This window comes from Acidovorax sp. AC410, assembly GCF_979253235.1.
Genome location: NZ_CEEDCG010000001.1, coordinates 5,188,645 through 5,207,766 on the forward strand (window position 1 = coordinate 5,188,645; position 19,122 = coordinate 5,207,766).

Annotated in this window: 21 protein-coding genes and 1 pseudogene; 18 read left to right on the forward strand and 4 right to left on the reverse strand. The window is 64.9% G+C overall.

Annotated features, from left to right (window positions below; genetic code table 11):
- Positions 1-25 precede the first annotated feature (25 nt).
- From AC0IZS_RS24030 to AC0IZS_RS24045, 4 genes are all read left to right on the forward strand, one after another.
- Entirely contained in the window at positions 26-1,204 is a 1,179-nt protein-coding gene (locus AC0IZS_RS24030; protein WP_471637960.1) for a thiamine pyrophosphate-binding protein, read from the forward strand.
- Positions 1,205-1,242: 38 nt separating this feature from the next.
- The gene (locus AC0IZS_RS24035; RefSeq protein ID WP_471637961.1) at positions 1,243-1,803 is read left to right on the forward strand and encodes a thiamine pyrophosphate-dependent enzyme; all 561 of its coding nucleotides are present in this window, start codon (positions 1,243-1,245) and stop codon (positions 1,801-1,803) included.
- Between the two features lie 70 nt (positions 1,804-1,873).
- Entirely contained in the window at positions 1,874-2,842 is a 969-nt protein-coding gene (locus AC0IZS_RS24040; protein WP_471637962.1) for a Bug family tripartite tricarboxylate transporter substrate binding protein, read from the forward strand.
- Positions 2,843-3,268 carry a GlcG/HbpS family heme-binding protein gene (locus AC0IZS_RS24045; protein ID WP_471637963.1) on the forward strand — a complete coding sequence of 142 codons (426 nt, stop codon included), beginning with the start codon at positions 2,843-2,845 and terminating at the stop codon, positions 3,266-3,268. It begins immediately after the preceding gene.
- Between the two features lie 5 nt (positions 3,269-3,273).
- Here AC0IZS_RS24045 and AC0IZS_RS24050 read toward each other — a convergent pair whose 3' ends face one another.
- Positions 3,274-4,200, reverse strand: a complete 927-nt coding sequence (locus AC0IZS_RS24050) for a LysR family transcriptional regulator (RefSeq protein WP_471637964.1) — start codon at positions 4,198-4,200, stop codon at positions 3,274-3,276.
- A gap of 124 nt (positions 4,201-4,324) precedes the next feature.
- Here AC0IZS_RS24050 and AC0IZS_RS24055 point away from each other — a divergent pair, with 124 nt between their 5' ends.
- The 7 genes from AC0IZS_RS24055 (at position 4,325) to AC0IZS_RS24085 (ending at position 11,871) form a co-directional block, all read left to right on the forward strand.
- Positions 4,325-5,329: an amidohydrolase family protein gene (locus tag AC0IZS_RS24055; protein WP_471637965.1), complete on the forward strand. Its 1,005-nt coding sequence runs from the start codon at positions 4,325-4,327 to the stop codon at positions 5,327-5,329.
- The gene (locus AC0IZS_RS24060) at positions 5,326-6,240 is read left to right on the forward strand and encodes a VOC family protein (protein ID WP_471637966.1); all 915 of its coding nucleotides are present in this window, start codon (positions 5,326-5,328) and stop codon (positions 6,238-6,240) included. The genes AC0IZS_RS24055 and AC0IZS_RS24060 overlap by 4 nt, the downstream gene beginning before the upstream one ends.
- Positions 6,241-6,252: 12 nt before the next feature.
- The gene (locus AC0IZS_RS24065) at positions 6,253-7,119 is read left to right on the forward strand and encodes a fumarylacetoacetate hydrolase family protein (protein ID WP_471637967.1); all 867 of its coding nucleotides are present in this window, start codon (positions 6,253-6,255) and stop codon (positions 7,117-7,119) included.
- Positions 7,116-8,771, forward strand: coding sequence for a bifunctional 3-(3-hydroxy-phenyl)propionate/3-hydroxycinnamic acid hydroxylase (locus AC0IZS_RS24070; RefSeq protein WP_471637968.1), 1,656 nt, complete (start codon positions 7,116-7,118; stop codon positions 8,769-8,771). The genes AC0IZS_RS24065 and AC0IZS_RS24070 overlap by 4 nt, the downstream gene beginning before the upstream one ends.
- A 30-nt stretch (positions 8,772-8,801) precedes the next feature.
- Positions 8,802-9,776, forward strand: a complete 975-nt coding sequence (locus AC0IZS_RS24075) for a Bug family tripartite tricarboxylate transporter substrate binding protein (RefSeq protein ID WP_471637969.1) — start codon at positions 8,802-8,804, stop codon at positions 9,774-9,776.
- Between the two features lie 17 nt (positions 9,777-9,793).
- On the forward strand, positions 9,794-10,846 hold the full coding sequence (locus AC0IZS_RS24080) for a Rieske 2Fe-2S domain-containing protein (protein WP_471637970.1): 1,053 nt from the start codon (positions 9,794-9,796) through the stop codon (positions 10,844-10,846).
- Between the two features lie 65 nt (positions 10,847-10,911).
- Positions 10,912-11,871 (forward strand): PDR/VanB family oxidoreductase, encoded by a 960-nt coding sequence (locus AC0IZS_RS24085; protein ID WP_471637971.1) that lies wholly within the window; start codon positions 10,912-10,914, stop codon positions 11,869-11,871.
- A gap of 131 nt (positions 11,872-12,002) precedes the next feature.
- On the opposite strand, the gene AC0IZS_RS24090 is transcribed toward AC0IZS_RS24085, so the two are convergent.
- Positions 12,003-12,155 carry a hypothetical protein gene (locus tag AC0IZS_RS24090; protein ID WP_471637972.1) on the reverse strand — a complete coding sequence of 51 codons (153 nt, stop codon included), beginning with the start codon at positions 12,153-12,155 and terminating at the stop codon, positions 12,003-12,005.
- A gap of 22 nt (positions 12,156-12,177) precedes the next feature.
- Here AC0IZS_RS24090 and AC0IZS_RS24095 point away from each other — a divergent pair.
- Positions 12,178-12,288 (forward strand): annotated as a pseudogene (locus tag AC0IZS_RS24095) (LysR family transcriptional regulator); the annotation flags it as partial.
- Positions 12,289-12,454: 166 nt separating this feature from the next.
- A complete protein-coding gene (locus AC0IZS_RS24100) occupies positions 12,455-13,216 on the forward strand; it encodes a hypothetical protein (RefSeq protein WP_471637973.1) in 762 nt (253 codons plus the stop codon).
- 360 nt (positions 13,217-13,576) lie between these two features.
- Here the strand turns inward: AC0IZS_RS24100 and AC0IZS_RS24105 are convergent, their stop codons facing one another.
- Together AC0IZS_RS24105 and AC0IZS_RS24110 are read right to left on the reverse strand one after the other, a co-directional pair.
- Positions 13,577-13,945: a DUF1428 domain-containing protein gene (locus tag AC0IZS_RS24105; protein WP_057265395.1), complete on the reverse strand. Its 369-nt coding sequence runs from the start codon at positions 13,943-13,945 to the stop codon at positions 13,577-13,579.
- Between the two features lie 235 nt (positions 13,946-14,180).
- Complete coding sequence (locus AC0IZS_RS24110; protein WP_471637974.1) at positions 14,181-14,639, reverse strand: Rrf2 family transcriptional regulator; 459 nt, start codon at positions 14,637-14,639, stop codon at positions 14,181-14,183.
- A gap of 237 nt (positions 14,640-14,876) precedes the next feature.
- Here AC0IZS_RS24110 and AC0IZS_RS24115 point away from each other — a divergent pair, with 237 nt between their 5' ends.
- The 5 genes from AC0IZS_RS24115 to AC0IZS_RS24135 all read left to right on the forward strand — a co-directional run bounded on the left by AC0IZS_RS24115 (position 14,877) and on the right by AC0IZS_RS24135 (position 19,106).
- Positions 14,877-15,770: an NAD(P)/FAD-dependent oxidoreductase gene (locus AC0IZS_RS24115; RefSeq protein ID WP_471637975.1), complete on the forward strand. Its 894-nt coding sequence runs from the start codon at positions 14,877-14,879 to the stop codon at positions 15,768-15,770.
- 136 nt (positions 15,771-15,906) lie between these two features.
- Positions 15,907-16,362: a fasciclin domain-containing protein gene (locus AC0IZS_RS24120; RefSeq protein WP_057265383.1), complete on the forward strand. Its 456-nt coding sequence runs from the start codon at positions 15,907-15,909 to the stop codon at positions 16,360-16,362.
- A 119-nt stretch (positions 16,363-16,481) separates the two neighbouring features.
- Positions 16,482-17,420 (forward strand): fasciclin domain-containing protein, encoded by a 939-nt coding sequence (locus AC0IZS_RS24125; RefSeq protein ID WP_471637976.1) that lies wholly within the window; start codon positions 16,482-16,484, stop codon positions 17,418-17,420.
- Between the two features lie 85 nt (positions 17,421-17,505).
- Positions 17,506-18,087, forward strand: a complete 582-nt coding sequence (locus AC0IZS_RS24130) for a lipocalin family protein (RefSeq protein ID WP_305743182.1) — start codon at positions 17,506-17,508, stop codon at positions 18,085-18,087.
- Complete coding sequence (locus tag AC0IZS_RS24135; RefSeq protein WP_471637977.1) at positions 18,084-19,106, forward strand: NAD(P)/FAD-dependent oxidoreductase; 1,023 nt, start codon at positions 18,084-18,086, stop codon at positions 19,104-19,106. Before AC0IZS_RS24130 ends, AC0IZS_RS24135 begins: the two co-directional genes overlap by 4 nt.
- Positions 19,107-19,122: the final 16 nt, after the last annotated feature.

A 19,122-nucleotide genomic window follows, 5' to 3' on the forward strand; every position in this document is an offset into this window, starting at 1 on the left:
GCGCCACTGCACCGGCACACACAGCATGACAAAGAATCCTTCACCACCAAGCGCAATTGCACCAGATGGCCAGCGGGCTGCAACGATCGAGGTCTCCGGCGCGCAGGCGCTGGTCAAAGTCCTCAAAGCCGAAGGCGTGAACTCCGTATTCGGCATCGTTGGTGGCAAACTGTCGCCCCTGTTTCACGCCCTCAGTCGCGAGCCGTCCCTGCGCTTCATAGGCGTTCGCCATGAGGCGGCGGGCCCGATGATGGCCGCCGCCGCGCATGCGGGCACTGGCCAGCTCGCAGTGGCTGTCGGAGAGCTCGGACCCGGGGGGCTCAACCTGGTGTCCGGCCTGGGCGTGGCGTTCAACAACAACATCCCGTTGCTGGCGATCACCACCAACCAACACCGCGCATCCTCCTACCCCCACTGCGGTGTCTTCATGGACATGGACACCCGCGCAGTGGCAGCCCCGCTCACGAAATGGAATGCCGTGGTGAACGATGCGCGCCGCATCCCGGAGTTGGCGCGGCGTGCGATCCGGGAAGCGCTCAGCGGCCGACCCGGCCCGGTGCATCTGGACATCCCCCAGGACGTGCTTGCCGAGGTGCATTCCTTCGCAGCAGACGAGTTCGATCTTGCGCCACGGCGTTACCGGGTGGTCGAAGGCCCCCGACCGAACGAGCAGGCCGTTGCCGACGCAGTGCAGCTGCTGCGCACCGCAAAGCGGCCCTTGCTGGTGGGCGGTGGCGGCGTAGTGGCTGCAGGCGCGCAACAGGAGTTCCGAGCCCTGGCACAGCGCTTGCGGGCACCTGCGCTACCCACCCAGATGGCCCTCGGGCTCATTCCTTCCGGCAGCGAGAGTTTCATTGGCCATGGTGGCATCATCGCTGGCTCCGCCGTCAAGCAGGCCTTCGAGCAGGCAGACACGATCATCAGCGTCGGGTGCCGCTGGTCGTCCTGGATGTGGGATGAGCATGGTGCATTGGCGCGAAGGCACCACCGCGTCATCAACATCAACATCGATCCCGGTGCGCTCGGACATGCCGTTGCGCACGAGGTCGCCATGCAGGCCGACGCAGGAGAGGCATTGCGCGACATCCTCACAGCCCTGGGGACCGAGGTTTCCACAGAGCCTGGCTGGCTCGGCAGTGTCCGCAGCGTGCGCCGTGACTACGAGCGCAAGCTGGACGAGTTGGCGGGGGACGGGGGGAGGTGATGCACCCGGCTGCTCTTGCCAAAGCCATTGGCGAAGCAATGCCCGCAGATTCGCTCGCCGTTTTCGATGGCGGCCACACCACCTTCTGGAGCAATGACTTCACGCCCGCCCATGAGGTGCGTACCCGATTCCATGAACCGGGCATGAGCCACCTCGGATTCGGCCTGCCCGCCGCCATCGCACTGCAAAGTCAGTTTCCCTCCAGGCCGGTCTTCAACATCACGGGGGATGGCGCATTTGGATTCACGCTGAACGAACTCGATACGGCCCGGCGCTACCGGCTGCCAGTGATCACCGTGATCCACAACAACGCTGCGTGGGGCGTGATCCGCATGGGGCAGAAGATGGGCCTGGACTTCGAGATGGGCACGGCGCTGGAAGACACCGATTACGCCGCCATAGCGCGCGGCTTCGGTTGCCATGGCGAGGTGGTGACCCGGCCTGAAGAGGTCGCCGCAGCCATGGAGCGCGCTCGGGCCTCTGGCCTGCCGGCGGTTCTGGACTGCCGCACCCGGTTTCTGCCACACCCGGCCGTTGGGCAGTTTGTGAGCATGAACAAGTACGGCTTTCAATCGCTCACGCGAACCAGGGGCCCCTGACCACCGTGCGTGAGCAACCGGGGCGATCAAGCGCCTGTCGGTGACAAAAAAATCAACAGAAGGAGACAACATGCAACGCAGAACATTCCTGGGAGCTGGTGCGCTGGCGAGCGCAGGCTTTCCCGCCTGGAGCCAGAACTCCGGCAACACCGTGGTCTGGTCGGGCTTCCCATCGGGGGGGCTGGGTGACCAGGTGAGTCGGCCCCTCATGGAGCAACTGCGGGGAAAGTACCCGCAGAACCTGGTCTACGACACCAAGCCGGGCGCGGGGGGGCGCATCGCCGCAGAGTTCGTCAAGCGCGCGGTACCCGATGGTTCGAACCTGCTCCAATGCCCGGGTGGGGTGCTGACCTTGCACCCGCACGTGTTCAAGAAGCTCAACTATGACCCGCTGGGTGACTTCGTCGCGGTGGCGGGCCTGTGCAACTTCACCTTCGCCTTCACGGCAGGGCCAGGCTTGCCTGCCCATATCAAGACTGTGGCCGACTACGTCGCCTGGGCCAAGGCCAACCCGAGCCAGGCCAACTATGGTGTTCCGTCCACGGGAACCTCGTTGCACATGGCCGGCATGCTGCTGTCCCGGGACGCCGGCCTGTCGATGAACGTCATCCCCTACAAAGGCGGTGGCCCCCTGCTCACCGACCTGCTGGGTGGGCAGGTGCCCGTCAGTTTCAATGTCGTCAGCGAAGTGCTTCCCCACGCGGCTTCGGGAAAGCTGCGAATCCTCGCGGTGACCAGCCCCACGCGATGGAAGGCGCTCCCCGATACGCCGACGCTGCATGAGCTCGGGTACAAGGACATTGCGTTTGTCGAGTGGCTGGGCTGGTTTGCCCCGGCCGCCACGCCGGTTGCCAAGATGGCGGCCCTGAACGCAGTTGTCAATGAACAGATCAAGACCGCGGCGATGGCAGAGGTCTTTCAGCGCAACGCACTGGAGCCGTTGGGCGGATCCATGCAGTCCCTCACCGCGCTCACGAAGAAGGACCACGAGTATTGGGGGCGCATGGTCAAGTCAACAGGTTTTACTCCGGAGGATTGAATGTCGAAATTGACACTGGAAAAGGCGCAACACATCATCACGGTAGCGCTGGCGAAAGCGCGCGAGGCTGGCTACAAGCCCATGGGGGTGGCGGTCATCGACGAGGGCGGGAACCTGGTCGCATTCGCAAGGGAGGACGACGCCAGCATGTTCCGCTTCGATGTCGCAATGGCAAAGGCCTGGGGAGCGGTCGGGATGGGCGTCTCCAGCCGGGTGCTCGGTCAGCGCGCCAAGGACAACCCCAACTTCTTCGTCTCGCTGGCGGCTGCGGCCCAGGGTCGCTTTCTTCCACAGACCGGCGCGGTGCTGATCAAGGACGGCACTGGCCGCGTGCTGGGCGCCGTGGGGGCCAGCGGCGGTACAGGAGATGAGGACGAGATCATCTGCGCGGCAGGTGTTCAGGCCGCAGGTTACGCCTGCGACTGAAGCGCTCAGGCGTCCAGGCCCTTTCCGGCCTCGCGTCGGTTGACTTCGAAGAACAGACCTCGAAGCCACCGGTTGGCGAGGTCGTTGTGCGTCCGCCGGTGCCAATGCTGCTGCACCTGGATTTCCGGCGTGGCAAAGGGCAGCCGGATGTGCTTGAGCGGAACATGGCGGCCCACGACGGTCGCGATGTCCTGCGGCACCGTGGCGATGAGGTCGCTCCCGGGAAGCAGGGAGATCAGACTCATGAAGTGCGACAGCTCCAGGATGACATGGCGATTCCATCCCTTTTGAACCAGGTAGCTGTCCAGCATGTGCTCCCGACCGTCAGGGCGCACCACGATGTGCCTGGCCGACAGGTACTGCTTGATGCCCATTCGGCCCGCCACCTGCGCGTTCTCGGCACAGGCGATGCAGACATATGACGTGTTGAACAGGGCCTGCTGAAAGTAGTTGGCCCGCTGCAGATCGGGAAAGTAGCCCACCGCCAGCTCCGCCTCGCCGCTCTCCAGCGCAGCGGCCGCAGCACTGCGCGGCTTCGACACGGCATGCAGGCGCACATGGGGCGCTTCCTGGCGCAAACGCTTGAGCACGCCAGGCAGAAAGGCAACCTCTCCGATGTCCGGCATGAGGACCGTGAAGCTGCGGTCTGCCCGGGCCGGGTTGAAACCCACCTGCTGGAGGATTTCCGACTGGATGGTTTGCACCACCTGGTGTACGACCGGCGCCAATTCAAGCGCGCGCGGTGTCGGCTCCATCTGGCCGCCGGTGCGGATGAACAGCGGATCGTCGAACAGAATTTTCAGGCGGGACAGTGCCCCGCTGGTCGCGGGCTGGCTCAGGCCGACGGCTTCCGCAGTCCTGTTGACGCTGCGCAATCTTGCCATCGCATCGAAGATGACAAGCAGGTTGAGATCGACTGAGCGGATATCCATGGAACCGATTTTAGTTATCCGTCAGATCGTCTGTACAGAAGTTTCTCCGATTCCTAACATCCGCATCGGAGACAAAAAATTGACCACGAATCAACGAGCCGGAATGTGTGGCTGCGGCATCGACATGCACGCCCACATGGTCCCGGAAAACTTTCCCGCCTACATCGGAAACCGCCTGCCCGCGGACTGGCCGTCGATGGCGCCTGCCCACGCGTGCCACCGCCACGTGATGATCTCCGGCAAGGTCTACCGCACCGTGTCCGAGCGTTGCTGGAGCGTTCCCCACAGGCTGGAGGACATGCTGTCCATGGGCCTGGAGCTCCAGGTGATCTCTCCCATGCCCGAGCTGTTCTCGTACTGGATGGATGCCGCGGCCGGTCAGCAGCTGTGCCGCTACCTCAATGACCAGACGGCAGCGATGGTCGACGCCAGCAGCGGCCGACTGGCGGGCATGGGCGTGGTGCCCTTGCGGGACATCGACCTTGCGATCCGCGAACTCGAGCATGCCGTGCGCGTGCTGCGCATGCCGGCGGTCGAGATCGGCAGCAACATCAATGGCACGGCTGTCGGCGCTCCCCTGTTCGACCCCTTCTTTGCGGCCTGCGAAGAGCTCGGAGCGGCTGTTTTCGTGCATGCGGTTCGCCCTGCCGGCATGGACCGACTCGTAGGGCCCGCCGCCTTGCAGCAGGTGCTGGCCTACCCCGGTGACGTTGGGCTCGCAGCCGCCTCCGTGGTGACCGGTGGGCTGATGGCAAGGCACCCGAACCTGCGCATTGCGTTCAGCCACGGCGGGGGCACCCTGGCATCGCTGCTGCCGCGGCTGCAGCAGGGCTGGCATGTGTTTCCCGCATTGCGCGAGGCCATGCTCGAGCCACCTGTTGCGACTGTGCGCCGCCTCTTCTACGACACGCTGGTGTTCGACGACGCGATGCTGCGCCACCTGCTGCACACCTTCGGGCCCGATGCCTTGATGGTAGGGACCGACTACCCCTTCAACTTCCACGAACGGCAGCCACTGCAGCGCCTGGCCGAGGCGGGCCTTGACGACGCAACCCGGCATGCCATCACCCACGGCAACGCCCGCCGCTTCCTGGGCCTGGGCCCATCACTACACAAGGAGACTTCATGAAATCCCCCTGGATCGCGGGGCTGCGCAGTATTGCGCTGACCGTCCCCAGCCTGAGCGAGGCTGAGCGCTTCTACACCGAGGTCTGGCGGCTCGAAGTGGCGGACCGCAGCGCAGGCGTTGTCTATCTGCGCGGCAGTGGCAACGACCACCACCTGCTGGCACTGCATGAGGCCAGCGGCAGCCCGAAAATTCTCAAGGTCAGCCTGCGCGCCCGCAGCGAGGACGCACTGAACGCCGTCGCACGGGCGGCCACTGCGGCTGGCGGCCATCTGGAGCGAGAAATCGCCGCAGCCCAGGATCCGGCCGGAGGCAAGCGCCTCGTTCTGCGCGATCCCGCTGGCCGGCGCTATGAGGTCGTCTGCGGCGATGCGCAGCGGCAGCCACCCGATCCCGCACCTCTGGACCAGCCGGTACGCCTTGCGCATGCCGTGCTCAACAGCAGCGACCTGCCTGCCACGCAACGCTTCATGGAAGAGGCGCTGGGGTTCGTTCTTGCGGACCGCACCCGGATCATGGCCTTCATGAACTGCGATACCGACCACCACACGCTTGCCATTGGGGACTCGGACAACAGCGCGCTCAACCACATCGCCTTTGTGATGCCCACGCTGAACTGTGTCATGCGCGGAGGTGGCCGCATGAAGGATGCAGGCCACTCCATCGAATGGGGCCCCGGTCGCCACGGCCCGGGCGACAACGCATTCAACTACTTCGTCGATCCGTTCGGCATCGTCATCGAGTACACGGCGGATGTCGAGCAGATCGATGGCAGCTACCAGCCCGGCGGGCCGGCCGACTGGACCTGGCCGCCCGGGCGTGTCGATCAATGGGGCATCTCTGCACCGCCGAGCGCGCGATTGAAAGAGGCCCAGCGCCTTGTCACGTTTTCCCCCACCGAATTTCCAACCTGAAAAGACCTCTCCATGCGTTTCACCACCTACCTGCTCAACGACACCCCGCGCCTGGCCGTCGTCGATGGCGACCAGCTGATCGACCTGAACTCGGCCCAACCTGGCGTGCCCCCCGATCTAAGGGAAGCACTGCGCCAGGGCGCAGATCTGCACGCAGCCGCGGCGCAGGCCATCGCGGGCGCGTCGCCCCGGATCCCTTTGTCAGAAGCCCGGCTCGCCCCGCTGGTGCCCGAGCCAGGCAAAACCATTTGCCTCGGCCTCAACTACTTCGACCATGCCAAGGAAGGCGGACGGGACAAACCTGAGTACCCCTGGTTCTTCTTTCGGGGCGCGTCCTCGCTGATCGCGCATGGAGACGCGGGTGTCGTGCCCAAAGTCTCCGACCGCTTCGACTACGAAGCGGAGCTGGCACTTGTGATCGGCCGCCGTGTGCCCAGGCACACCCAACAGGCGGACGCGCTGCGCTACGTGTTTGGCTACACCTGCTTCAACGACATGAGCGTGCGCGACTACCAAAAGCGCACGCCGCAGTGGACCATCGGCAAGAACTTCGATGCGACCGGCGGCTTCGGGCCTGTCCTGGTGACGGCCGATGAACTGCCCCCTGGAGCGACCGGCCTGCGCATTCAAGGGCGGCTCAACGGCCAGGTGATGCAGGACGCCAACACCGACGACATGATTTTCAGCGTCACGGAGACCATCGAGCTGCTGGCGCAAGTGCTCACGCTGGAGCCCGGCGACGTCATCGTCATGGGCACCCCTGCCGGGGTGGGCCAGGCCCGCACGCCCCCCGTCTGGATGAAGGCCGGCGACACCTACGAGGTGGAGATCGAGCGGATCGGAACGCTGTCCAATCCCATCGCGGCCGAGGCCCCATGAGCAAGCCCGCTTACGACGTCGCCATCGTGGGGTATGGACCGGCAGGCCAGGTCGCCGCCGGCCTGCTGGGCCAGGCGGGACTGCGCGTGTACGTTTGCGACCGCCTCCACGGGGTCTACCAGATCCCGCGGGCGATTGCGCTCGACCACGAGGTCATGCGTGTGTTCCAGCAGCTCGGCGTGGTCGACGCGGTGATGCCATTCACCGAGCCTTTCACCAACTCGGAGTTCTATGGGGTGGATGGACAGCTCATCCGGCGCATGACCATGGTGGCCCCCCCCTTTCCGCAGGGCTACACCCCATCGCTCGTGTTCACGCAGCCGCTGGTGGAAAAGGTTCTCAGGGCGAAGGTCGAAGGGCTCGCCACGGTGGATGTCGAACTCGGTGTGGAGATGCGCAGCATCCGCCAAAGCAGCACGGGAGTGACACTCGAGATCGGCAATGCCGATGCGACGACCCACGAAGTGAATGCACGGTATGCCATCGGCTGCGATGGCGGCTCCAGCAAGGTCAGGGCGCAGATGGACATTGCGCTGGACGACCTGGACTTTGACGAGCCCTGGCTGGTGGTGGATGTGCTGCTCAACGAAAAGGGCTTGAAGAAGCTTCCGCCGGTGAGCGTGCAGTACTGCGAGCCCGAGCGGCCATGCACGCTGGTGATCGGGCCGAAGAACCATCGCCGCTGGGAGATCTCCCTCAAGCCAGACGAGGACCCCAAGACGGTGGCCCAGGACGAGGAGACCTGGAAACTTCTGTCCCGATGGATCACTCCCGAGGACGGCGAGCTGTGGCGCCAGGCCAGCTACCGCTTCCATGCCCTCGTAGCCAGCCGGTGGCGCAATGGCCGCGTGTTCCTCGCAGGCGACGCAGCACACATGCAGCCTCCTTTTCTGGGGCAGGGGATGTGCCAGGGAATTCGGGATGCTGCGAACCTGGGCTGGAAGCTGGCGGCTGTCGCGCGCGGTGAGGTTCAGGGCCAGGCTGCAGAGCTGTTGCTGGACAGCTACGGTACCGAGCGCAAAGCCCATGTGCGCGAACTCACCAGCCGGATCAAGTCCGTGGGCGCCGTCATCTGCGAACGCGATGTTGAACGTGCCCGTGCCCGCGATGCGAAGTTGCTCGCCGATTGCGGTGGGCAGGTGCGCGACACACCACGCCAGGACATCCTGCCCGGACTGGAAGCCGGGTTCCTGTCAGAAAAGGAGCATCCCGCGCGTGGCACGTTGTTCCCACAGCCCTGGCTCGATGTAGACGGGTCTGCCGTGCGCATGGATGCACGATTTCAAAACGGCTGGCGCCTGGTTCTCAAGGACAGCGTCGAATTCCATCCGCACGGGGATGCGCTGGAGACGGTGCATCTGGGACATGTGCAGGAGCAGGACGGTCTGGTCGCCGGCTGGCTGTCCAGGCACGGCTGTGTCGCAGCCCTTGTTCGTCCTGACAACTACGTGTTCGGTGTGGCTCCGACGGAGGGCGATATCGGGTCGCTGATCGACGAGATGCGCTCCATGCTGGGGTGGACGGCGGCGGCGGCGACCGACCTGGACCCAGGTCAGCTGCCTGCGGGCCTGTCGACGGGTGAATTGCTCGACCGTTTGAACGGGCGCGCCAAAGCGGGCAGCAGCATCGTGCTTCGGTACGGCCGGGCTTGAGACATTTCTAACAAAGAGATTGGAGACAACATGAACCGCCGTGAATTCACGCTCGCTGCCCTGGCACCCATTTGCGCAACCTGGGGCATGGCCGCGCAGGCCCAGGCCTGGCCGGACAAACCGGTGAAGCTCCTGCTTTCTCAACCTGCCGGATCTGGAGCCGACTCCATGGCCCGCATGATTGGCGACCAGCTCTCGCGCAAGTGGGGCCAGCCCATCGTGGTCGAGAACCGCCCGGGTGGGCAGAACGCGATTGGGGCACAGGCGGCGGCGCGCTCAGCCGCCGACGGCTACACCTTCTACTTCGCGACGGCTGCGGCGTTGATCATGAACGCGTATCTGTTCAAGAACCTTCCCTACGACCCACGGCGAGACTTCACACCGGTCGGAATGGTGGGCAAGGTGCCTTTCGCAGTGACCGTCCATTCCAGCTCTTCATTGAAGACACTGCAGGACTTGATCGCCTTTGCCAAGGCCAACCCCGATCGCCTGACGGTCGCCAATGAAGGCCCCAAGACATTCAGCGGGATCATGACGCGCCTGCTCAGCAACCAGTTGGGCATTCAGGTCAACCCGGTTCCCTACGTCTCGGTGGGGGCCGGCGTCACCGGAACGGTGGGTGGTCAAACGGAAGTTCTGATCAGCGATGTGCCATCGGTCGCACAGATGGTCAAGGCCGGGAAGCTGCGCGCGCTCGCGGTCACCACCGCCAAGCGCATTGCGGGCTGGGAGAGCGTGCCGACGATTTCGGAAAGCTTGCCAGGTTTTGACTACGCCGGATGGATCGGCATCGTCGCACCCACGAACACCCCTTCGGTGGCCGTTCAGCGCTTCAACCGCGACCTCGACGCGGTGCTGAGCGACCCGGAGGTGGCGGCACGGCTGCTGGCCATCGGCCCCATGACCGAGGGGGCGGGCACGGTGGACCAGATGGGGGCGTTTCTGGACGCCGAGCACGGCCGGTGGTCCAGGCTCACCAAGGATTTGAACCTGGCTGCGGAATGAATGAAGGAGAGAGAAAAATGGCATTCCTGAAGAACGTTTGGTACGTCGCTGCCTGGGCAGACGAGGTCACGGACGCCATGCTGCCGCGGCGCATCATCGACAAGCCCGTTGTCATGTACCGCCGCCGTGACGGCAAGGCGGTTGCGCTTGAAGACCGTTGCCCCCACCGGTTCGCACCCTTGCACATGGGCAAGCTGGTCGGGGACGAGATCGAATGTGCCTACCATGGGCTGCGCTTTGACTGCAGCGGCGCATGTACGCTCAATCCCCATGGAAATGGGCAGATTCCCGCCAAGGCCTTCGTTCGCTCCTACCCGCTGGAGGAGCGCTACCACCTGCTGTGGATCTGGATGGGTGACGCCGACAAGGCAGACGCAGCATCGATCCCCGAGTTCGAGTTCCTCGGCGACCCGCAGTTCCAGAACGTCAAGGGCTACACACTCGCAGACGGTCACTACGAGCTGATGACCGACAACATCATGGACCTGGGGCACATCGAGTTTCTGCATCCAGGCCTTCTCGGCAGTGACGCTGTCCGGCGCGCGAAGTCCGAAATTCTGCAGACCGGGAACACGGTGCATTCCAACCGTCTTACCAGCAATGAAGTACTGCCGCCGGTGCTGCAGAAGTGGTACGAGGCCGGTGAGCAGAAGGTGCAGCGCTGGTTGAACGTGCGCTGGGATGCGCCGGCCGTGATGAAGCTCACTGTCGGCGTTCTGCCCGAAGGACAGCCAAGAGAGCAGGCGAACGAGAGCCAGGGCTGCCATCTCATGACGCCGGCGACCGAGCTCACCACCCACTACTTCTGGGCCCAGGGGCGCAACTGGGGTCAGCGCGACCCCGAAATGGACAAGCTGCGGCTGGACTCGCTGCGCAAGGCATTCGACACCCAGGACAAGCCCATGATCGAGGCGGTACAGATCAACATGGGAACCACCGACCTGGACTCGCTGGGGCCCGTCATGCTCGCAACCGATGGGGGCCCGGTGCGTGCTCGCCGAGTCCTCAAACAGCTGGTCGCCGCAGAAGCCGCCCCATCACCACAGCCTTCGACGGCTGTCGCAGCGTGACCATGGTGGCAGCCAATGAACGTCCGACGCGCCACCCAACCACTCTTTCGCACGGCTTGCCCGCCATGAATGGATTGCAGGTTCTGGTCCGCAGCCGGCGGGTGCAAGCCGAGGGCATCTGCAGCTTCGAGCTGGTACATCCCGAGGGGCTGGCCCTGCCGGCCTTCACGGCCGGTGCGCACATCGACGTACACGTTGCCCCGGGCCTGGTGCGCCAGTACTCGCTGTGCAACCACCCGGACACGCGCGACCACTACCGCATTGCCGTGCTGCGCGAACCGGCCTCGCGCGGTGGCTCGGCCGGCATGCACGAGCAGGTGCAGGTGGGGCAGGCGCTCTCCATCAGTGCGCCGCGCAACCACTTCGAACTGGTGCCCGGTGCACGCCGCAGCCTGCTGCTGGCGGGAGGCATCGGCATCACCCCCATCTGGGCCATGGCACAGGCGTTGCACGCGGCAGGCGGCGGCTTTGATCTGCACTACTGCGGCAGGGCGCCGGCGCGCATGGCCTTCGTGGATGAGATGGCCCAGGCACCGTTTTCCGGGCAGGTGCAGGTGCATGCCGACGACGGGGCCGAGACCCAGCGCTTCGATGCGGACGGCCTGCTCGCCCGCCCCGAGCCCGGCACGCACCTGTATGTGTGCGGCCCTGCCGGTTTCATGGACCATGTGCTCGATACCGCGCGCCGCCATGGCTGGCCCGAAGCGCAACTGCGCCGCGAATTCTTTGCCGGCAGTGCCACCGCAACAGAGGCGGACGGCAGCTTCAATGTGCGGCTGGCCCGTTCCGGGCAGACCCTGCAGGTGCCAGCCGGCAAGAGCGTGCTTGAAGTGCTTGTGGCCTGCGGCATCGACGTGCCTTACTCTTGCGAGTCCGGCGTGTGCGGTACCTGCCTGACACGGGTGCTCCAGGGCGTGCCCGATCATTGCGACAGCTTTTTGACCGAAGCCGAAAGGGCTGCCAACGACCAGTTCACTCCGTGCTGCTCCAGGGCGTACACGCCGCTGCTCGTACTGGAACTCTGATGCTGAAATGCATTGGGATCGGGAGGACAAGCAGCCTGCCCGATGTTCCTGGGGCGGCATTGCACTTGCACAATGGCCAAAGCGGCGGACGATAGCCGGCTCGACTCCATCCTCGTCCCCAGCCCGGCCCCTCAGTGCCCCGCAGCCTCATGTCCTGTCCACCCCTTGGCCAGACACTCCGCATCGAACTGCTTTGCCAGGTCGGCCAGCGCAATCGACCCCAGCCGATCAATCAGCAACGCCTCGGCCTGGCGCAGGGCGTCGTCCAGGGCTGCATTGACCACGCGATCCACCGCGCATTCGGGGTTGTCGCTGTATGTGGCCTATCCGCCCAACCGCTATGTGAGCAAGCAGCTGCGCGTGTTCATCGACTGGATCGTGGAGCTGATGGCGGTGCATACGCCGCGGGGCGGGTAGGGAGCACGGTGCGACTGGCGAGTCAGATACCTTTGTCAGTGGGCTGCTCTGGGCCCACTACAGCCGCTGCTACGATGGCAGCGATCGGCTGAGGCGGAGCCAGTGCCCGTAAAAATCCGATCCAGCCTGTGCGGAAGTCTGCATGAGGAATTGCATTGGGCCTTGTATGAAAAATTTTCCTTGGTGCGCTGCACTCGTACTGTCTGTTTGTGCTTCAAGCACTGCTACCGCCCATGATGCGGTCGAAAAATCCGGCCGAATTCATGCGGCCATAGGTGCGGTGTTCCCTGATAATCAGTTCAGCATCCGGGATGGTAATGAGGGTGATATGAATGGGGATGGCGTTAACGACTATGCGGCCATCGTTGTTCTTTCTGGGGGTAAAGAAGGGCGGCAGGAGGAAAGGCTGGTGGTTTTTTCGGGCGCACTGGATGGTGGTTACAAACCAATTTCCGTATCCGGCCAATTCTGCGAACCTGACAAGTTTTACAACATAAGCATGGAAAAAAATACGCTGACTGTCCAAGCAGTCAGCTATGCCGATGCTTCTCGATCGGAAAGCGTTACCCGAAAGTTTCGATATAACGCAAAAATCAGTGATTTTGAGCTTGTCGGTATGGAGGAGCTTTCCGTTGGATACGATGAAAATTCCAGCTACAGTGTCAGCGTCAACTACTTGACGAAAGTAGTCCGATACTCTCGTCACTTAGGTAAGAGCTACATCAAGCGGAGCACTACAGCTGACGGGGGTGAAAAAATTATGGAGTACTCGCGCCGCTCCGGCAAGCACAAGGAGATCAAGGCGCAGTTCGAGAATTCGACAATATTCAGGTTGCAAGGTTTTGATTGCGGAGGCAGCAGCGCGCCAGACACCGGTGTTTATATCGACGAAAATTTCAAAGTACACACCCGGACGGTGGCGCCATGACACCTATCAAGTGATTCCACACAGACAACACACAGTATTCGATTACCGCTGCGCGGCTTTTGCGGAGTACTGATGGCCTGCGACATTGGGCGTCCGCTTTCAGCTGATGCCACCGGTCGATCCTGGCTGGTTTCCGTCATGGTAGCGGCGGCTGAATGGCGCCCTTGGCAGCCCCAAAAGCAGTTGCAGAATGCGGAAACGAGTCCCTCGCGACTACATCAGCACACCAGGAGTCCTCGACGGCATGCGTAGCGCATCACGCTGGGGGTGTCCAAGTGGCTTCCGGACCTTGCCACCGCCAGCCCGCCAATTGCACAGGTGAGCGGGCGCGCGCTGTGCAACGTCAACGTCAACGTCTGCTCAAGCCTTCACCTCGACCACCTGTTCAAAGCCGCCGAAGATCATGCGTTTGCCGTCGAAGGGCATGGGCGGGTTGCCGGGTGCAGACGGATCCATGCGCGGGTCTTCCATCATTTTCTTCATGCCCGCGTCGCGGGTGGCCTTGTCCGGCCATTCAACCCACGAAAAGGCGACCGTTTCCTCGGCCGTGGCCTGCACCGCGCGGCGGAAATCGGTGACCTTGCCGTCGGGCACGTCATCGCCCCAACCCTCGATCACCCGGATGGCGCCCAGCTCGATGAAGATCGGGTCGAGCTTGCGCGCGTGCTCGATGAACTTCTGCTTGTTGGCCGTGGGCACTGCAATCACGAAACCGTCGATATAAGACATGTCTTGACTCCTGTTGGGTTGACGACCATCCGGCGTGCCCGCCTGTGGGCACCCCGTCAACACACGACGAACGACAGTACGCCCAATCGACATGAGGCGTCTGGAAAGACACGTTTTTTTACCAGTGGCTGGTGCGATGCCACTGCAGGGCGCCTGTTGCGTCGGCCGCCGTTGCGCTCTCGGCAAGGTGCCCACGGCCCGCCAGCAACTCCATCGTCGCCGACGAGTCCAGGCTTCAGTGCCCCGCAGCCCCATGCCCCGTCCACCCCTTGGCCACGCACTCCGCATCGAACTGCTTTGCCAGGTCGGCCAGCGCAATCGACCCCAGCCGCGCGATCAGCAGCGCCTCGGCCTGGCGCAGGGCGTCGTCCAGGGCGGCATTGACCACGCGCTCCACCGCGCATTCGGGGTTGTCGCTGCCGTTGCCGATGGCAAACAGGTGCGGCCCGCCCACGGCATTGTGGATGTCGAGCAGCGTCACCTTCGCCAGGTCGCAGGCAATGGTCCAGCCACCGCCATGGCCTTTTTCTGAGCGCACATAGCCCGCATCGCGCAGGCCCGCCATCGTGCGGCGCACCACCACGGGGTTGGTCTGCAGCATGGCGGCGATCTGCTCGGAGGTGAAGGGCGCGTCGTGCCGCGCCATGTGCAGCAGCACATGGAGCATTCGCGAAAGCCGGCTGTCACTGCGCATGAGGTTTTGGTCCTTGGATGGAGCGCCTCAAAACACTCTTCTGGCGTCGTTGCTGCGTCTTGTCGTACTGCTCGTACTGCCTGCAGGAAGTCTGCCGTGTAGCGCCTGGCTGGAGCCGCTTCGCTGAGTGTTGTGAGCCGCTTGGGGGAGGCTTCTTGAATCATTGTAAGTTGCATGAAATGCTTTGTGCCTTTATCATGAAACTTCAAAAGTATCATGATTCAAAAGGAGCCCAACATGCACTACGACGCCATCGTGATCGGCGGCAGCTATGCCGGCCTGGCCGCCGCAACCCAACTGGCGCGGGCGCGCCGCCGCATCCTGGTCGTGGACGGGGGCCAGCGCCGCAACCGCTTTGCCGAGCATTCGCACGGCTTTCTCACGCAGGACGGCACGCCCGCGGCCGACATCGCGGCCCAGGGGCGTGCGCAGCTATTGGCCTACCCCACGGTGCAGTGGCGGGAAGGCCAGGTGACCACGGCCGAGCGGGCAGGGCAGGGCTTTCGCGTCGAGGTCGATGGCGCTGTGGAGGCCATCGAAGCCCGCCGCCTGGTGTTGGCCACCGGCGTCATCGACCACCTGCCCGAGGTGCCCGGCCTGGCCGAGCGCTGGGGACGCCATGTGTTCCACTGCCCGTACTGCCATGGCTACGAGCTCAACCAAGGCCGCATCGGCGCCCTGGGCGTGTCGCCCTTTTCCATGCATGTCGCGCTGATGCTGCCCGACTGGGGCCAGGCCACCTTCTTCCTGAACGGCGCCTTCGAGCCCGATGCCGACCAGTTGGCGCAGCTGCAGGCGCGCGGCGTGGCGCTGGAGCGGGGGCTCATCGACCGCATCGAAGGCGCCATGGACATCGTGATGCGTGACGGCCGCGTGATCCCGCAAGACGGCCTGTTCACCCTGACCCGCGTGGAGGTGGCCAGCCCCATTGCCCAGGCGCTGGGTTGCGAGTTCGAAGACGGGCCCCTGGGCCGCACCATCAAGACCGACGCCATGAAGGCCACCACCGTGCCCGGCGTGTATGCCTGCGGCGACGCGGCGCGCCAGGGCGGATCGCTGCCGCTGGTGGTGGGCGACGGCACGATGGCGGGCGCGGCCACGCATCAATCGCTGATCTTTGGCGTGCATTGAAAGGGCGCCTTGTGACCGGATGAAACCAATGGGTTTTAATAAAACTAAGTGGTAGAAATAATTACCAAACGGTCATACAATCCGGTCGCGCCCATCTTGGCGCGTGAGTTCCATCCCTGGATTGAGGACTGAAATCATGAAAAAGACCCTGGTTGCCCTGGCCCTGACCGCAGGCGCCACCTTCAGCGCAATGGCGCAAGACATCGTCGACACCGCCGTGAAGGCCGGTAACTTCAAGACCCTGGTGGCTGCCGTGCAGGCCGCCGGCCTGGTGGACACGCTCAAGGGCCCCGGCCCGTTCACCGTGTTTGCGCCCACCGATGAAGCGTTTGCCAAGATCCCCAAGGCCACGCTCGACGGCCTGCTCAAGGACAAGGCCGCACTCACCAAGGTGCTCACCTACCACGTGGTGCCCGGCAAGGTCATGGCCAAGGACGTCAAGGCCGGCAAGGTCAAGACGGTGCAGGGCCAGGAGATCACCGTTTCCACCAACATGGGCGTGATGGTCGACCAGTCCAAGGTCATCGCTACCGACGTCGCCGCCAGCAATGGCGTCATCCATGCCATCGACACGGTGCTGATGCCCAAGTAAGCAGCCCACGGTTTGCGCGCCTGCCCGTGCAAAGCTGCCGGGTGGCGCAGATTCAAGGGGGCCTGCCCGGCAGGCCCCCTCTCTTTTCATCCACTGTCTGACAGCGAGGAGAGATTCCCATGAACACTGCATTCAACCGCCGTACCGTCCTTCTGGCCGCCGCCCTGGGTGCCAGCACCAGCGTGCTCCAGGCCTGCGGGGGCAGCGACGACGAACCCCAGCGCAACATCGTCGAATTGGCGCAGAACACCCCGGAGCTGAGCATCCTGGTCGAGGCCGTGGTGGCCGCGGGGTTGGCGCCCACGCTGAGCACGGGCAGCCTCACCGTGTTTGCCCCCACCAACGCGGCCTTCGCCGCGCTGCTGTCCGAGCTGGGCCTGAGCAAAGAGGCGCTGCTGGCCAACAAGCCCCTGCTCACCGCCGTGCTCACCTACCATGTGCTGGGCAGCCGGGTGGTGCGCGCCGATGTGCCTCTGGGCAAGGCCATCACCCCGGTGTCGGGCGGCTTCTTCAAGATCGAGTCTGCCAACGGCCTCAAGATCACCGATGGCCGCAACCGCGTCACCACCATCACCAGCACCGACATCCAGGCCAGCAACGGCGTGGTGCACCTGGTGGACCGCGTGCTGCTGCCGGCGGACAAGGACATCGTGGCCACCGCCATGGCGGTGCCCGACTTCAGCATCCTGGTCGAGGCGGTCGCTGCCGCCGGCCTGGTGGCCACGCTGAAAGGCCCCGGCCCATTCACCGTGTTCGCGCCCACCAATGCCGCCTTTGCGGCGCTGCTGGCCGAACTCGGCGTGGCCAAGGAGGCATTGCTGGCCGACACCGCCTTGCTGACCCGCGTGCTCACCTACCATGTGGTGCCGGCACGGGTGCTGAAAGCCGAGGTGCCCGTCAACACCGCCATCGCCACCGTGCAGGGGCAGAGCTTCACGGTCAACCCCAGCTTCGTGATCACCGACCAGAGCCTGCGCACCAGCCGCATCACCGGCACCGATGTGTTTGCCAGCAATGGCGTGGTGCATACGGTGGACCGGGTGCTTTTGCCCAAGTAGGCTGGCCGCACCCTCTGCGCAGTACCCCAGAAACCACGCCGCCGGGCTTCTGGGGGCTGCAACGGATTTTTTGAGTTCATCGCCCATGCCCACCACCGCATCCCCCTGGCTTCGCCGCGCCGCACTGGCCTTGCTGGCCTCCACGGCACTGGCCTTGGCCGCCTGTTCTTCCACGGCACCGCCGCCCGGCATCACCCCCGTCACGCCGTTTGACCTGGCGCGCTACGAGGGCCGCTGGTACGAGGTGGCGCGGCTCGACCATTCCTTCGAGCGCGGCATGACGGACGTGAGCGCCACATACCAGCGCCAGGCGGACGGCAGCGTGCGTGTGCTCAACCGGGGCTTTGACACCACCAAGGGCAGCCAGGGCGGCGAATGGCGCCAGGCCGTGGGCAAGGCGCTGTTCACGGGCGATGCGCAGACCGCCTCGCTCAAGGTGTCGTTCTTCGGGCCGTTCTACGGGGGCTACCATGTGGCCGCGCTCGACGCCGACTACGGCTGGGCCCTGGTGGTGGGGCCCGATCGCAGCTACTGCTGGATCCTGTCGCGCAGCAAGCAACTGGCACCGGGTGTGCGCGAGCAGCTCATCGCCCGCGCCAGCGCGCTGGGCATCGACACCCAGGCGCTGATCTGGGTGACCCAGCAACGCACCGACCCGCAGCCATGAGCGCAGCCGCACACACCCGCCTGCAGATTGCCGTGGTCGGTGCAGGGCTGGCGGGCCTGTCGTGCGCGCAGGCACTGCTGCAGGCCGGCCATGCCGTGCAGGTGCTGGACAAGAGCCGGGGCCCCTCGGGCCGCATGGCCACGCGGCGGGCCCAAGACGAGGCTGCCGTTGCTTGGCAGTGCGACCATGGCGCCCAGTATTTCACCGCACGCGACCCGGCCTTTCGCGCCGAGGTGGCGCGCTGGCAGGCGGCCGGCGTGGCTGCGCCGTGGCCTGCGCGCCTGGCCAGCTTTGACGGCACGGCCTGGACCACGCCGCACACACCGCTGGAGCGCTTTGTGGGCACGCCGCGCATGACCGCGCCGGCCGCCTGGCTGGTACAGGGCCTGGGCGACCACGCAGACACGCAGTGGCAGACCACGGTGCAGCAGCTGCAGCACACCGGCGAGGGCTGGGCCATCACCTCGGCAGAGCAGGGCCTGCATGCGGCGCGCTACGACCGCGTGGTGCTGGCCATGCCCGCGCCGCAGGCTGCGGCGCTGCTCGCACCCGTGGCGCCCGATGGCGCTGCCCTGGCTGCCAGTGCCCGCATGCGCGGCAGCTGGGCGGTGATGCTGCGCTATGCCGCACCCGTGGCCTTGCCCTGGGACGGCGCCTTCATCAACGCCGGCCCGCTGCGCTGGGTGGCCCGCGACAGCAGCAAGCCCGGCCGCACCGGGCCCGAGACCTGGCTGCTGCACGCCAGCCCGGAGTGGAGCGAGGCGCACATCGAAGACAGCGCCGAGTCGGTCACCGCAGCCTTGCTGGCCGCATTTGCCGCCCTGGGCGGGCCGCCGCCCGTGGCCGCCACGTCCCACCGCTGGCGCTATGCCGACACCGAGCCCGCGCTGCAGCAAGGCTGCTGGTGGAGCAGCGCCCTGGGCCTGGGTGCTTGCGGCGACTGGCTGCACGGCGGCAAGGTCGAAGGCGCCTGGCTCAGTGGCCGCGCGCTGGCGCACCAGATGCTGCTGCCCGCCTGACCTGCCCGCGCCATTG

Excerpts from the sequence above, each read along its gene's own strand:
- AC0IZS_RS24130 (WP_305743182.1), top strand. The coding sequence starts at position 17,506 with ATGCCCACCACCGCATCCCCCTGGCTTCGCCGCGCCGCACTGGCCTTG.
- AC0IZS_RS24050 (WP_471637964.1), bottom strand. The coding sequence starts at position 4,200 with ATGGATATCCGCTCAGTCGATCTCAACCTGCTTGTCATCTTCGATGCG.
- AC0IZS_RS24080 (WP_471637970.1), top strand. The coding sequence starts at position 9,794 with ATGGCATTCCTGAAGAACGTTTGGTACGTCGCTGCCTGGGCAGACGAG.
- AC0IZS_RS24125 (WP_471637976.1), top strand. The coding sequence starts at position 16,482 with ATGAACACTGCATTCAACCGCCGTACCGTCCTTCTGGCCGCCGCCCTG.
- AC0IZS_RS24065 (WP_471637967.1), top strand. The coding sequence starts at position 6,253 with ATGCGTTTCACCACCTACCTGCTCAACGACACCCCGCGCCTGGCCGTC.
- AC0IZS_RS24100 (WP_471637973.1), top strand. The coding sequence starts at position 12,455 with ATGAAAAATTTTCCTTGGTGCGCTGCACTCGTACTGTCTGTTTGTGCT.
- AC0IZS_RS24085 (WP_471637971.1), top strand. The coding sequence starts at position 10,912 with ATGAATGGATTGCAGGTTCTGGTCCGCAGCCGGCGGGTGCAAGCCGAG.
- AC0IZS_RS24030 (WP_471637960.1), top strand. The coding sequence starts at position 26 with ATGACAAAGAATCCTTCACCACCAAGCGCAATTGCACCAGATGGCCAG.
- AC0IZS_RS24055 (WP_471637965.1), top strand. The coding sequence starts at position 4,325 with ATGCACGCCCACATGGTCCCGGAAAACTTTCCCGCCTACATCGGAAAC.
- AC0IZS_RS24060 (WP_471637966.1), top strand. The coding sequence starts at position 5,326 with ATGAAATCCCCCTGGATCGCGGGGCTGCGCAGTATTGCGCTGACCGTC.
- AC0IZS_RS24040 (WP_471637962.1), top strand. The coding sequence starts at position 1,874 with ATGCAACGCAGAACATTCCTGGGAGCTGGTGCGCTGGCGAGCGCAGGC.
- AC0IZS_RS24115 (WP_471637975.1), top strand. The coding sequence starts at position 14,877 with ATGCACTACGACGCCATCGTGATCGGCGGCAGCTATGCCGGCCTGGCC.
- AC0IZS_RS24135 (WP_471637977.1), top strand. The coding sequence starts at position 18,084 with ATGAGCGCAGCCGCACACACCCGCCTGCAGATTGCCGTGGTCGGTGCA.
- AC0IZS_RS24075 (WP_471637969.1), top strand. The coding sequence starts at position 8,802 with ATGAACCGCCGTGAATTCACGCTCGCTGCCCTGGCACCCATTTGCGCA.
- AC0IZS_RS24070 (WP_471637968.1), top strand. The coding sequence starts at position 7,116 with ATGAGCAAGCCCGCTTACGACGTCGCCATCGTGGGGTATGGACCGGCA.
- AC0IZS_RS24120 (WP_057265383.1), top strand. The coding sequence starts at position 15,907 with ATGAAAAAGACCCTGGTTGCCCTGGCCCTGACCGCAGGCGCCACCTTC.
- AC0IZS_RS24105 (WP_057265395.1), bottom strand. The coding sequence starts at position 13,945 with ATGTCTTATATCGACGGTTTCGTGATTGCAGTGCCCACGGCCAACAAG.
- AC0IZS_RS24110 (WP_471637974.1), bottom strand. The coding sequence starts at position 14,639 with ATGCGCAGTGACAGCCGGCTTTCGCGAATGCTCCATGTGCTGCTGCAC.
- AC0IZS_RS24035 (WP_471637961.1), top strand. The coding sequence starts at position 1,243 with ATGCCCGCAGATTCGCTCGCCGTTTTCGATGGCGGCCACACCACCTTC.
- AC0IZS_RS24045 (WP_471637963.1), top strand. The coding sequence starts at position 2,843 with ATGTCGAAATTGACACTGGAAAAGGCGCAACACATCATCACGGTAGCG.